Consider the following 13,101-nt stretch of genomic DNA (forward strand, 5'->3'; position numbering starts at 1 on the left):
CTGGACACACCCGCCCAACGCATGACCCAACTTCTTAGCCAAGCCGCCTAATCGTTGTCATAGCCACTTGACATCAAGGGCCTTTTGACGCGCGTGGAATGCAATTTCGGCGGGGGATTTAGCGGGTGCAGTTGGTGATGATCGAGTTCGAGTTCTGCGCGGCGAGCACGCTGCCGTTGGCGTCGGTGATGCTGCAGTTGAGCTGACCGCCCACGCTGGTGGCCGTCACCGAACTCAGCGTCACGCCGGGATCGAGCACCACGGTCTTCGACCAGGGCAGCGCGACGTTGACCTCGGTCTGCAGTGCGCCCTGCTGGTCGGTGTAGATGACGGTGACCAGGTCGAGCAGTGCGCGGTTGCCGGTGACGCGGTAGGTGACCGTGCCGGGGGCGGCTGACGCAGGTGGCGGCGCGGCCTGCGAAGGGGGCAGCACCGGGGCTGCGGTCGAGGGTGCGGGTGCCTCCGGGGTCGGGGTCACCGTCGTCACGGTCTCGGCGGGCAACGACTGCGTCGGCGGGGCGGCCACCGGCGGTGCGGGCGCGCGCGACGGGGCCGGTGCGGCAGCGCTCGGGCTGGGGGCCTCGGAGACGACGGTCGCCGACACCGAACCGCTGTCCCCGCCGCTGAGGATGGTGCTGGCCACGATCACTGCGACGAACAGGATCGCCCCGGCGACGCCGGCGATCCACATCCAGCGACGGTCGACACGTGCCTCGTCGATGTACTCGTCGTAGTCCTCGGCGGTGTCGTAACGCGGGTCGTCGTACCGGGGCTCGTCATAACGCGGGTAGACGTCGGTGTCCAGGTCGGAGTAGCCCTCGGGGTCGTCGAGGCGGGACCCGCCACGCGCGCTGCGGAGACGCTCGGTCGGCGTCAGCGAGTACGGAGAATATGCGGTGTATTGCCTGCTCATCCTGTTGTCCCAGTCGTGGCTTCCGGTTCTGACCCGATGCTAATGAGGCAAAAGTGACAGATGAGGCTGACGCGCTCCCTGGGCGGTCACGGTCGGGCCTCAGTTCGGTCGCCGCCGAATCGCGGCCGTTCGCCGACGGCTGAGGTGGCGGCGCGCCGGGAGCGCGCTGACGTCAACTAACCTGCTGAGGAAGAAGTGCGGACGACAACGGAAGGGTTTTCACCGTGGAGGTCAAGATCGGTGTCACCGACAGCCCACGCGAACTGGTTCTCAACAGCGCGCAGACGCCGGCCGAGGTGGAGAAGTTGGTCACCGATGCTCTGGACGCCGGCAGCGGGGTGCTGGCACTGACCGACGAGAAGGGTCGGCGCTTCATGGTGCCCAACGCCAAGATCGCCTACGTCGAGATCGGCCCCGCCGAAGCGCGCCGCGTCGGGTTCGGCGTCGGGCTCGACCCGGCCAAGACCGCCGGCTGAGACCGGTGCACCCGGTCCTGGGAACCCTAGGACCGGGTCAGCGGCACGTGTGACAACCCGCCCCAGATGAAAGCGACGGTGCCTTCCACGGCGTCGTCCTTGTCGATGGGGCGGTCGTTGTTGAGCCAGTACCGCGCCGAGTCGACGCTGATGCTGACCAGGCCCACCGCGATCATCCGCGCGCGGTGCGGCTCGAGACCCGAGTCGTGGCTGATCAGGTCGAAGACCGCATCCGTGCAGGATTCCGTGGCGACCTTGACCTGCGCGGCGACCTGCGGCTCGGTGACGTAGTCGTTCTCGAAGATCAGCCGGTAGCCCTGACCGTCGTGCTCGATGAAGTCGAAGAACGCCTGCACCGCCGCGCGGACGCGCTGCCGGTTGTCGGTGGTGGTCCGCAGGGCCTGACGCACGCCGGAGACCAGGTTGTCGACGTGGCGTTGCAGCACCGCCAGGTACAACTCCACCTTCGATGAGAAGTGCTGGTAGAGAACAGGTTTGCTGACACCGGCGCGTTCGGCGATCTCGTCCATGCCGGCAGCGTGGTAGCCGCGGTCGACGAAGACCTCGCTGGCGGCGGCCAGTAGCTGGCCGCGGCGCTCGTCACGGGGCAAGCGGTTACCGCGCCGCGCGGTGCCGGCACCGGAGCTACCGGTGCCGTTGGCGGGTTGTCCGCCCCGCCGCTGCGCCGTCTTGGCGAGTTCGCTCATCAGAACCTCAGATGTCACTGCCGGCGCGACCGGCGTCGTCAATTGTTCGCACTGACACTACTACTGATCGTGGTTCGCTCCTGTGAGGACGTGCTTTTCGCGGTCGGGGCGCGGCCCGCACCGATGTGCTGTGCGCCGGGTCGGTGGCGCGCCGGAGCCGTGCTGCGGCGCCGCTGTGTCATCCTGTTTCGGTGACCGGACAACTGGGTCCTGAGCGTCGCGGGGACGGTCGCGTGCCCGTGTTGCGCGACGAGTGGCGCGAGCCGCTGCGCGCACTGCGCGACCCCTTGGCCGAACAGCCCGGCCGCATCCGGTCCAACCGCGACGAACACAAGCGCTGGCGCAAACAGACCTGGCTCGGCCGCTTCGCCTCGACCTACGGATGGCGCGCCTATGCGCTGCCGTTGCTGGTGGTGTTGACCGTCGTCGTGATCTACCAGACGATCACCGGCACCAGCGTCCCGCCGCCGGTCGTCGACGAAGAAGGACCCGTGCAGGGTCCACCCACGCTCGGGGTCCCCAGCACCGAGATCGTCGGCGCGCCACCGCGGGGACTCACCGAGTTCGACGCCAACCTGCCCACCGGGATCCTGCCCGACGGGGGACCGTTCACCCCGGCAGGTGCCCGCACCTGGCACGTCGTCCCCGGCGCCGCTCCGCAGGTCGGCCAGGGCACCACGAAGGTCTTCACCTACACCGTCGAGGTCGAAGACGGCATCGACACCACCACCTACGGCGGCGACGAGGGCTTCGCGCGCATGGTCAGCGAGACGCTGGCCAACCCTAAGAGCTGGACGCACAACCCGCAGTTCGCGTTCGTCCGGGTCGACGCCTCCGCCGGGGTCGCGCCCGACTTCCGGGTCTCGCTGACCTCGCCGATGACCGTGCGCGACGGCTGCGGCTACCAGATCCAGCTCGAGGCGTCCTGCTACAACCCGCTCTTCGAGGGACTGCCCCGCGTGTTCATCAACGAGGCGCGCTGGGTGCGCGGCGCGATCCCGTTCCAGGGCGACGTCGGCTCCTACCGGCAGTACCTGATCAACCACGAGGTCGGGCACGCCATCGGCTACCAGCGCCACGAGCAGTGCGCCGAGAACGGGGAACTGGCGCCGATCATGATGCAGCAGACGTTCTCGACCAGTAACGACGACGCTGCCCGCTTCGACCCCGGCACCGTCGTCGCCGACGGCAAGGCCTGCCGGTTCAACCCCTGGCCGTATCCGATCGCCTGACAGGTGTCAGGAACGTCACCCGGCGGTGGCGCGGGAAGCTGTGACCCCTCATTGCTGTTGACCCCATTACCTGCTGAGATGGTTTCAACCGCCAACCAAGGAGAACTCGGTGTCATCCCCGTTGCCGCCGCTGGTCGAGCCAGCGGCCGAACTCACCCGTGAAGAGGTCGCACGCTACAGCCGCCACCTCATCATCCCCGACCTCGGTATGGACGGACAGAAGCGGCTGAAGAACGCGAAGGTCCTCGTCATCGGGGCCGGCGGGCTGGGTTCGCCGACGCTGCTCTACCTGGCCGCCGCCGGTGTGGGCACCATCGGCATCGTCGAGTTCGACGTCGTCGACGAGTCCAACCTGCAGCGCCAGATCATCCACGGCCAGGCCGACATCGGCCGCCCCAAGGCGCACAGCGCGCGCGACTCGATCCTGGAGATCAACCCGCTGGTGGACGTCCGCCTGCACGAGTTCCGCCTGGAGCCCGACAACGCGGTCGATCTGTTCAAGCAGTACGACCTGATCCTCGACGGCACCGACAACTTCGCCACCCGCTACCTCGTCAACGACGCGGCGGTCCTTGCCGGCAAGCCCTATGTGTGGGGATCGATCTACCGGTTCGAGGGCCAGGTCTCGATCTTCTGGGAGGACGCGCCCGACGGCCTGGGCCTGAACTACCGCGACCTGTATCCCGAGCCGCCGCCGCCGGGCATGGTGCCCTCCTGCGCCGAGGGCGGTGTGCTGGGCATCCTGTGCTCGTCGATCGCCTCGGTGATGGGCACCGAGGCCATCAAGCTGATCACCGGCATCGGGGAGCCGCTGCTGGGCCGGCTGATGGTCTACGACGCGCTGGACATGACCTACCGGACCATCAAGATCCGCAAGGACCCGTCGACGCCGAAGATCACCGAGCTGATCGACTACGAGGCGTTCTGCGGCGTGGTGTCCGAGGACGCCGCGCAGGCCGCTGCGGACTCCACGGTCACGCCGCGCGAACTGCGCGAGATGCTGGGGTCCGGCAAGAAGTACGCGTTGATCGACGTCCGGGAGTCCGTCGAGTGGGACATCAACCACATCGACGGCGCCGAGCTGATCCCGAAGTCCGCGATCGAGGCCGGCGACGGGTTGGCCAAGCTGCCGCACGACCGGGTTCCGGTGCTGTACTGCAAGACCGGTATCCGCTCGGCGGAGGCGCTCGCGGTGGTCAAGAACGCCGGTTTCAGCGACGCGCTGCACCTGCAGGGCGGCATTGTGGCGTGGGCCAAGCAATTCGAACCCGACATGGTGATGTACTGACGCAGGGTCGCCGCCCGTTGCGCTTACGCTGATGCCGTGACCGCAGAGCGACCACCAGAGCATGTCCTCATGGCTTTCGGGCTGTCCGGGGTGCAGCCGGTGCCGTTGGGCCCCAGCTGGGAGGGCGGCTGGCGTTGCGGTGAGGTCGTCCTGTCGATCGTGCCCGACCATGCCCGAGCCGCGTGGTCGGCGAAAGTGCGCGAAACCCTGTTCGTCGACGGGGTGCGCCTCGCGCGTCCGGTGCGCTCGACCGACGGTCGTTACGTCGTCGCGGGCTGGCGGGCGGACACCTACGTCGCCGGCACCCCGGAACCCCGTCACGACGAGGTGGTCTCGGCCGCGGTCCGGTTGCACGAGGCCACCGCGAAACTCGAACGGCCCCGGTTCCTGACGCAGCCGCCCGTCGCGCCGTGGTCGGACGTCGACGTGTTCACCGCCGCCGACCGCGCGGCGTGGGAGGACCGGCCGCTGCACTCGCTGCCGCCGGGTGCGCGGGTGGCGCCGTCGACCAGTGACGGTCAGAAGTCGATCGAGCTGATCAACCAGCTCGCCGGTCTGCGTAAGCCGACCAAGAGTCCGAGTCAGCTCGTGCACGGAGACCTGTACGGCACGGTGCTGTTCGCCGGGACCGCCGCGCCGGGCATCACCGACATCACGCCGTACTGGCGTCCACCGGCGTGGGCGGCGGGCGTCATCGTCGTCGACGCGTTGTCGTGGGGCGAGGCCGACGACGGTCTGATCGAGCGCTGGGAGATGCTGCCGGAGTGGCCGCAGATGTTGCTGCGCGCGTTGATGTTCCGGCTTGCGGTGCATGCCCTGCATCCCCGTTCGACGCCGGCGGCGTTCCCGGGGCTCGCGCGCACCGCCGCGCTGGTGCGGCTGGCTGTCTAGTCGTCGACGAGAGTGCGCCCAGCGTAGTGCCGACGGCGGTGCTGCGACGGTGAGAGCACTTTCGCGGCGTCAGAACACGTGACGGTACTGCGCCAGCGGTACCCGGCCGTCGTCGGCCAACACGCCTTCGGCGCGCAGCCGTTCGAGTTGCTCGGTGCGCAGGTGCGGGGCCGGTTCGCCGGTGGCCCGGAGCACGCGGTGCCACGGCAGGTCCGACGAATCCGTGCGCATGATCCAGCCGACGATGCGCGGGCTGGAAAGCCCTGCTGCCGTGGCGATGTCACCGTAGGTGACGACGCGACCCGGCGGGATCGCCGCGACCAGCGCGCGCACCGACTCCACCTGCGCGTCGGTGATGGCCGCCATGTCAGCGCAGGTGCCGACGGATCAGTTCGGCGGTCTGCTCCGGTCGGGCCAGCGGCACCATGTGGTCGCAATCCCATTCCAGCACGGTCAGATTGGGGCCGAGGCCGGCGTCGAGGGCCGCGATCAACTCGTCACTGGCGTAGGGCGGCTGGACGCGGGCGGCCCGCACCAGCGTGGTGGGCATGCCGTCGCGCGGGATCGGGACGGGCCGGGTCAGTTCACTCCAGTAGCTCAACATCGCGGGGATGCTGATCCGCCAACCCACGCGGCCGTTGGGCTGCGCGACCAGATGTTCGTCGAGCTCGCGCTCCAGCTCGGCCTCGTCGACCTCACCCCAGGAGCCGTCGACCTTCTCTTGGCGGGCCTCGGCGCGGTCGGTGTAGTCGGGGCTGCGGTACATCTCATCGGCGATCTCGCGCATCCGTCGCCCGTCCAGGCCCACCGCGGGATCGAGCAGCACCAGACCGGCCACCAGGTCCGGGCGCGCCGCGGCGAGGTTGAGTGCCAGCGCCCCGCCGAAGGAGTGCCCCACGATCACCGCGGGCTGCTCGTCGGTGAGCAGCGTGGTCAGTGCGGCGACGTTGGCGTCCATGGTCCAGGGCGCATCCCAGGTGGACCGGCCGTGGCCGATCAGATCCGGTGCGGCAGTGGTGATGTCGGGCAGATGACGCTCGAACAGCGTCTGCCAGCGCCTGCCGTGGCCGGTCAGACCGTGGATCGCGAGGACCCGCACGGGTCCGGGCGGACCGTAGCGGTAGGTGTGCAGCATGTCGGTCACGCCTGTCGATGCTGCCAGTGCGGTGCGAGGCCGGTCCACCCGAGGCCGGATGTCAGACCCCCGTGGTGTCATGCCCTCATGTCCGCACCCCACACCGAACTCACGCCGCAGTCCCTCACGAGTGGGGACGTGCGCGGCTCGGTGCGGGTACTCGGCGGGCCAGGCACCGGAAAGACCACCCTGCTGGTCGACACCGCCGTCGCGCACATCGAGTCCGGGTATGACCCGGAATCGTTGCTGTTGCTGACGGGTTCGGCGCGGCTGGGCGCGCAGGCGCGGGCGGCCATCACCTCGCGGCTGTTGACCGCGGGGGAGCGCCGCGCCGTGCGCGAGCCGCTGGTGCGCACGGTGCACTCGTATGCGTTCGCGGTGCTGCGGCTGGCCGCGCAGCGCACCGGCTGCCCACCGCCGCGGCTGATCACCAGCGCCGAACAGGACGGCATCATCCGTGAGCTGCTCGCCGGTGACGCCGAGGACGGGGATGCGTCCCCGGTACGGTGGCCCGCCCGGCTCCGGCCGGCCCTGACCACCGCCGGTTTTGCGACCGAGCTGCGCGATCTGATGGCGCGCTGCAGCGAGCGCGGGGTGGATCCCGTCGAGCTGCAACGCCTCGGACGGCTCGCCGGCCGCGACGAATGGTCGGCTGCAGGGCGTTTCGCGCAGGTCTATGAGCAGGTCATGCTGCTGCGTTCGGCGGTGGGCATGGCCGCCCCGCAGGCCACCACCCCCGCGCTGGGCGCCGCCGAGCTCGTCGGCGCCGCGCTGGAGGCACTGGCCGGTGACGCCGAGCTCCTGGCTGCCGAACGCGCCCGGGTGAAGGTGCTGCTGGTCGACGACGCCCAGCACCTCGACCCGCAGGCCGCGCGGCTGGTCGATGTGCTCGCCGGCGGGGCGGAGCTCACGGTGATCGCCGGTGACCCGCAGCAGACGGTGTTCGGCTACCGGGGCGCCGACCCGGCTCTGCTCGTCGGCGAGGGGCCCACGCTCCGGCTGACCGAGTCGCGGCGCTGCGCCGCACCGCTGGCCGAGGCCATCAGCGCTGTGGCGGCGCGGCTGCCCGGCAGTGCCGCACGCCGCGCGTTCACCGGGACCGACGCCGAGGGCTCCTTGTCGGTGCAGATCGCCGCGTCCCCGCATGCCGAGTCCGCGCTCATCGCCGACGCGTTGCGGCGTGCCCATCTCGTCGACGGGGTGCCGTGGGATCGGATGGCCGTGATCGTGCGTTCGGTGCCGCGGATGGGCGCCCCGCTGAGCCGGGCGCTGTCGACGGCCGGTGTCCCCGTCGACGTCGCCGGCAACACCGCCGCGCTGCCCGACCAACCCGGTGTGCGAGCACTGCTGACCGTGCTCGAGGCGACAGCGGACCGGCTCGACGCCGAGCAGGCGCTGGCGCTGGTCACCGGTCCGATCGGCCGCGTGGACCCGGTGTCGCTGCGGCAGCTGCGGCGCTCGCTGCGGCGCGCGTGTGCCCAGCCGGGCGGTGGGGAGGACCTGCTGGTCCGAGCGCTGACGCGCGATGTGCGCGGTTTGTCCGACGAGCAGGCCCGGCCGCTGCGGCGGCTGCGGTCCGTGCTGACCGCCGCACGCCGCAGCGCCGAGGAAGGTCACGACCCCCGGCACACCCTGTGGCAGGCCTGGCACCGGTCAGGGCTGCAGCGCCGCTGGTTGGCGGCCAGTGAGCGGGGCGGACCGGCCGGTGCGCAGGCCGACCGGGATCTCGATGCCGTCACGGCCCTGTTCGACGTCGCCGAGCAGTACGTGACGCGCACCGCCGGGGCCACGTTGCGCGGGCTGATCGACCACGTCGCAGGCTTGTCGTTGCCGCCGGGGGGCGGCGACGACGAGGGACCCGCCCAGGCCGTGGCGGTCCTCAGCGCCCACTCCGCCCTGCACCGTGACTGGGACTTCGTTGTGATCGCCGGGCTGCAGGAAGGCCTGTGGCCCAACATCGCTCCGCGTGGCGGCGTGCTGGGCACCCAGCGGCTCGTCGACGTGATCGACGGGGTCGCCGAGGTCGGGCAGCGGGAATTGTCCAGTCGTGCGCCCCTGTTGGCCGAGGAGCGGCGACTGCTGATCGCCGCGATGGGCCGGGCCCGCCACCGGATACTGGTCACCGCCGTCGACAGCGACGACAGCGACGAGGCACTGCTGCCGTCGACCTTCTGTACCGAACTCGTCGCGCTGGCAACCGAACCGCGGCCCGAACCGGACGAACCGGTCCGCGCCCCCCGCATGCTGGTGGCTTCGGCGTTGGTCGGCCGGCTGCGCGCGGTGGTGTGCGCGGCGACAGACCAGGTCACCGACACCGAAAGAGCATGCGCCGCAGCCCAGTTGGCCCGGTTGGCCGACGCCGGCGTCCCGGGCGCGGACCCCGCGTCCTGGTACGGCATGACCCCGGTGTCCACCACCGAGCCCCTGTGGGGCGGGGAGGATCACGTGGTGACGCTGTCGCCGTCGACCCTGCAGACCCTGTCGGACTGCCCGCTGCGGTGGCTGCTGGAACGTCACGGCGGCAACCGTGGACGCGACGTGCGCTCCACGCTGGGTTCCCTGGTACACGCCCTGGTCAGCGAGTCCGGTCGAAGCGAGTCCGCGTTGCTCGCCGAACTCGAGAAGGTCTGGGGCGCATTGCCGTTCGAGGCGAAATGGCACGCGGACAACGAACTGGCCCGTCACGCGGAGATGCTGCAGACATTTCTGCGGTGGCGCACCGACACCCGCGGCGAGCTGACCGAGATCGGCACCGAGATCGACGTCGAGGGGCAGATCCGAGACTCCGACGGCGACCTGCCCGCGGTGAAGGTGCGGGGCCGTCTGGACCGGTTGGAACGCGACAACGCCGGCCGACTGGTCGTCGTCGACGTCAAGACCGGCAAGAGCCCCGTCACCAAGGACGACGCGCAGAACCACGCCCAGCTGGCGATGTACCAGTTGGCCGTCGCCGCCGGCCTGCTCACCGACGGCGACCAGCCGGGCGGGGGGCGCCTGGTGTACCTGGGCAAGGTCGGCAAGGCCGGCGCCACCGAACGCGAGCAGGCGGCGCTGACCCCCGAAGCAGTCGAACAGTGGCGCGCCGAGGTGGCGCAGACCGCGGCGACCACCCAGGGCCCCGAGTTTCTCGCCAAGGTCAACGACGGCTGCGCACACTGCCCGGTACGCGCGATGTGCCCCGCCCAGAACAGGAGCGAACATCGATGACACCGCGTTACACACCGGCCGAACTGGCCGACGCCCTCGGCCTCTTCGCGCCCACCGACGAACAGGCCGCCGTGATCGCCGCACCACCCGGACCGCTGGTCGTGATTGCGGGCGCCGGGGCGGGTAAGACCGAGACGATGGCGGCCCGTGTGGTGTGGCTGGTGGCCAACGGCTTCGCCCGGCCCAGCGAGGTCCTGGGTCTGACCTTCACCCGCAAAGCCGCCGGGCAGCTGCTGCGGCGGGTCAGGTCTCGGCTGGCACGCCTGGCCGGTGCGGGACTGATGATCCCCGGCTCCGACCTCGCCGACGACCCGGTGACCATCAGCACCTACCACGCATTCGCGGGAACCCTGCTCCGCGAGTTCGGCCTGCTGCTGCCCGTCGAACCCGACTCGCGTCTCATCAGCGAAACGGAACTGTGGCAGTTGGCCTTCCGTGTCGTCTGCGAACACCCGCACGAGCTGCCCACCGAGAAGACGCCGGCGGCGATCACCGAGATGGTGCTCAAACTCGCAGGCCAGCTCTCCGAGCACCTGGTCGACACCGACCAGCTGCGCGACACCCACGTCGAACTGGAGCGACTGGTGCACACCTTGCCGGCGGGCCGGTATCAGCGCGACCGCGGTCCCAGCCAGTGGCTGCTGCGGATGCTGGCCACCCAGACCGAACGCACGCTGCTGGTGCCGCTGATCGACGCGTTGCACCAGCGGATGCGTGACGAGCGGGTCGTCGATTTCGGGATGCAGATGTCCTCGGCGGCGCGACTGGCCGCCCAGTGCCCGGAGGTGGGTGAGCAGCTGCGGCAACGCTTCCGGGTGGTGCTGCTCGACGAATACCAGGACACCGGCCACGCGCAGCGCGTCGCGCTGTCGTCGTTGTTCGGCGGCGGCGTCGACGACGGGTTGGCACTGACCGCCGTCGGCGACCCGATCCAGTCCATCTACGGCTGGCGGGGCGCGTCGGCCACCAACCTGCCTCGGTTCACCACCGACTTCCCGCGTTCCGACGGCAGCGCCGCCCCGACGCTGGAACTGCGCACCAGCTGGCGGAATCCCCCCGAGGTGCTGCATCTGGCCAACCAGGTGTCCACCGACGCGCGCCGCCGTTCGGTGGCGGTGCGCGCGCTGCGTCCGCGTCCGCAGGCCGAAGCCGGCGACGTGCACTGCGCGCTGTTCACCGACGTGGAGACGGAGCGCGAATGGGTTGCCGACGAGGTCGCCCGCCGCTATCACGCGGGGATCGCCGACGCGGGGTGCGCTCCCACCGCCGCAGTCCTGGTGCGCCGCAACGCCGATGCCGCACCGATGGCCGATGCACTGAGCCGCCGCGGCGTCGCGGTCGAGGTGGTGGGGGTGGCCGGTCTGCTGGCCGTGCCCGAGGTCGCCGACGTGGTGGCGATGCTGCGGCTGGCCGCCGACCCGACCGCCGGGCCGGCCGCGCTGCGGGTGCTCACGGGTCCCCGGTGGCGGCTGGGGGCTCGTGACCTCGCCGCGTTGTGGCGACGTGCGGTGGCGCTGCACGCCGGTGACCCCGCTCCGACGACGGGCAGCGTGGCCGAGCAGGTCGTCGCACAGTCGGGTCCCGACGTCGACGAGGCCTGTCTGGCCGACGCCCTCGCCGATCCCGGTCCCGCCGAGGCATATTCGGCATTCGGGTACCGGCGCATCGCCGAGCTCGCCCGCGAGCTTGTCGCGGTGCGCGCCCACCTGGACAGTCCGCTGCCGGACCTGGTGGCCGAGGTGCGGCGGCTGCTCGGAGTGGATGCCGAAGCGCGCGCCGCCGCACCGGTGACCGCCGGCTGGTCCGGCACCGAACATCTCGACGCGTTCGGCGACATCGTGGCGGACTACGCGTCGCGGGCCTCGGCGACGGTCACCGGACTGCTCGCCTATCTCGACATCGCCGAAGAGGTGGAGAACGGTCTGGCGCCGGCGGAGGTGAGCGTGGCCACCGACCGGGTGCAGATCCTGACGGTGCACGCAGCCAAGGGCCTCGAGTGGCAGGTCGTCGCGGTGCCGCACCTGAGCGGACGGGTCTTCCCGTCCACCGCCATGCCGCGGACCTGGCTGACCGACGCAGCCGACCTGCCGCCGCTGCTGCGCGGGGACTGCGCCGCGGTGTCCGAGCACGGCGTGCCGGTGTTGGACACCTCCGATGTGTGTGACCGGAAGGGCTTGTCGGACAAGATCGCCGAGCACAAGAACAGCCTCGAACAACGTCGCGCGGACGAGGAGCGGCGGCTGCTGTACGTGGCGATCACCCGTGCCGAGCACACGCTGTTGGTCTCCGGGCACCACTGGGGGGCCACCGAGTCCAAGCCGCGCGGGCCGTCGACGTTCCTGTGTGAGCTCAAAGACGTCATCGACGCGTCCCTGGCGGCGGGTACACCGTGCGGCACCGTCGACGTGTGGGCCGATGCGCCGGCCGACGGCGAGGCCAACCCGCTGCGTGAACGTGCCGTCGAGGCGATGTGGCCGGTCGATCCGATCGCGTCGCGTCGCGCCGGTACCGAACGTGGCGCCCAGCTCGTCGCGCAGGCGATGGCGGCGCAGACCCCCGACCAGGCGCCCGACCGGTACGGCTGGTCGGCGGACGTCGACGCACTGCTCGCCGAACGTCAGCGCGCCCACCAACGCCCGCCGCTTTCCCTGCCGCCCGCGCTGTCGGTCAGCGCGATGGTCGAGTTGGGCCGCGACCGCGACGCCGCGCTGCAGCGCCTGCAGCGTCGGCTGCCGCGCCGGCCCGACTCACAGGCGCTGCTGGGCACGGCTTTTCACGACTGGGTGCAGCGCTACTTCCAGGCCGACAAGTTGTTCGATCTCGATGATCTGCCGGGCGCGGTCGATGCCGACCGGCAGGACCGTGGCGAACTCGAGGAGTTGCAGGCAGCGTTCGCGGTGTCCGAATGGGCGGCCCGCACCCCGATCGACGTGGAGGTTCCGTTCGACATGATGCTCGGCGACCGTGTGGTGCGCGGTCGTATCGACGCGGTGTTCGCCGACGACGACGGGGCGGTCACCGTGCTCGACTGGAAGACCGGGGAGCCGCCATCGACCCCGGAAGAACTGCAGCACAATGCGATTCAGTTGGCGATCTACCGGCTGGCGTGGTCACAGCTGCACGGCTGTGCGCCGGATTCGGTGCGGGCGGCTTTCCACTATGTGCGTACCGGACAGACCGTGCGGCCCGACGTGCTACCCGGCGCCGACGAATTGGCCGCACTGATCGCCGAGCAGGCGGCCTGACCGCGAA

The 13,101-nt window shown here is 70.6% G+C and carries 10 protein-coding genes; 6 read left to right on the forward strand and 4 right to left on the reverse strand.

All coding sequences use genetic code 11. The features are described from left to right. Positions 1 to 118 precede the first annotated feature (118 nt). Entirely contained in the window at positions 119 to 913 is a 795-nt protein-coding gene (locus ACAG25_RS13725) for an MmpS family transport accessory protein (RefSeq protein WP_370489014.1), read from the reverse strand. Between the two features lie 224 nt (positions 914 to 1,137). Between ACAG25_RS13725 and ACAG25_RS13730 the strand changes: the two genes are divergently transcribed. Next, on the forward strand, positions 1,138 to 1,389 hold the full coding sequence (locus tag ACAG25_RS13730) for a DUF3107 domain-containing protein (RefSeq protein ID WP_370489015.1): 252 nt from the start codon (positions 1,138 to 1,140) through the stop codon (positions 1,387 to 1,389). 26 nt (positions 1,390 to 1,415) lie between these two features. Here ACAG25_RS13730 and ACAG25_RS13735 read toward each other — a convergent pair whose 3' ends face one another. Next, a complete protein-coding gene (locus ACAG25_RS13735) occupies positions 1,416 to 2,096 on the reverse strand; it encodes a TetR/AcrR family transcriptional regulator (protein WP_370489016.1) in 681 nt (226 codons plus the stop codon). 203 nt (positions 2,097 to 2,299) lie between these two features. On the opposite strand from ACAG25_RS13735, the gene ACAG25_RS13740 reads away from it, so the two are divergent. The 3 genes from ACAG25_RS13740 to ACAG25_RS13750 all read left to right on the forward strand — a co-directional run bounded on the left by ACAG25_RS13740 (position 2,300) and on the right by ACAG25_RS13750 (position 5,507). Then, positions 2,300 to 3,328 (forward strand): DUF3152 domain-containing protein, encoded by a 1,029-nt coding sequence (locus ACAG25_RS13740; protein ID WP_370489232.1) that lies wholly within the window; start codon positions 2,300 to 2,302, stop codon positions 3,326 to 3,328. A 109-nt stretch (positions 3,329 to 3,437) separates the two neighbouring features. Beyond that, positions 3,438 to 4,616, forward strand: a complete 1,179-nt coding sequence (gene moeZ / locus ACAG25_RS13745; RefSeq protein WP_370489017.1) for an adenylyltransferase/sulfurtransferase MoeZ — start codon at positions 3,438 to 3,440, stop codon at positions 4,614 to 4,616. A gap of 36 nt (positions 4,617 to 4,652) precedes the next feature. Next, on the forward strand, positions 4,653 to 5,507 hold the full coding sequence (locus ACAG25_RS13750) for a TIGR02569 family protein (RefSeq protein WP_370489018.1): 855 nt from the start codon (positions 4,653 to 4,655) through the stop codon (positions 5,505 to 5,507). Positions 5,508 to 5,576: 69 nt separating this feature from the next. On the opposite strand, the gene ACAG25_RS13755 is transcribed toward ACAG25_RS13750, so the two are convergent. Beyond that, positions 5,577 to 5,873, reverse strand: coding sequence for an MGMT family protein (locus ACAG25_RS13755; RefSeq protein ID WP_370489019.1), 297 nt, complete (start codon positions 5,871 to 5,873; stop codon positions 5,577 to 5,579). A 1-nt stretch (position 5,874) separates the two neighbouring features. After that, a complete protein-coding gene (locus ACAG25_RS13760) occupies positions 5,875 to 6,651 on the reverse strand; it encodes an alpha/beta fold hydrolase (protein WP_370489020.1) in 777 nt (258 codons plus the stop codon). A 78-nt stretch (positions 6,652 to 6,729) separates the two neighbouring features. On the opposite strand from ACAG25_RS13760, the gene ACAG25_RS13765 reads away from it, so the two are divergent. Beyond that, positions 6,730 to 9,849 carry an ATP-dependent helicase gene (locus tag ACAG25_RS13765; protein WP_370489021.1) on the forward strand — a complete coding sequence of 1,040 codons (3,120 nt, stop codon included), beginning with the start codon at positions 6,730 to 6,732 and terminating at the stop codon, positions 9,847 to 9,849. Then, the gene (locus ACAG25_RS13770) at positions 9,846 to 13,094 is read left to right on the forward strand and encodes an ATP-dependent helicase (protein WP_370489022.1); all 3,249 of its coding nucleotides are present in this window, start codon (positions 9,846 to 9,848) and stop codon (positions 13,092 to 13,094) included. Before ACAG25_RS13765 ends, ACAG25_RS13770 begins: the two co-directional genes overlap by 4 nt. Positions 13,095 to 13,101: the final 7 nt, after the last annotated feature.

It is taken from the genome of Mycobacterium sp. pV006 (assembly GCF_041287115.1).
Classification (GTDB): Bacteria; Actinomycetota; Actinomycetes; order Mycobacteriales; family Mycobacteriaceae; genus Mycobacterium.

Coding starts and splice junctions, on each gene's coding strand:
- ACAG25_RS13735 (WP_370489016.1), bottom strand. CDS start 2,096: ATGAGCGAACTCGCCAAGACGGCGCAGCGGCGGGGCGGACAACCCGCC.
- ACAG25_RS13765 (WP_370489021.1), top strand. CDS start 6,730: ATGTCCGCACCCCACACCGAACTCACGCCGCAGTCCCTCACGAGTGGG.
- ACAG25_RS13770 (WP_370489022.1), top strand. CDS start 9,846: ATGACACCGCGTTACACACCGGCCGAACTGGCCGACGCCCTCGGCCTC.
- ACAG25_RS13755 (WP_370489019.1), bottom strand. CDS start 5,873: ATGGCGGCCATCACCGACGCGCAGGTGGAGTCGGTGCGCGCGCTGGTC.
- ACAG25_RS13725 (WP_370489014.1), bottom strand. CDS start 913: ATGAGCAGGCAATACACCGCATATTCTCCGTACTCGCTGACGCCGACC.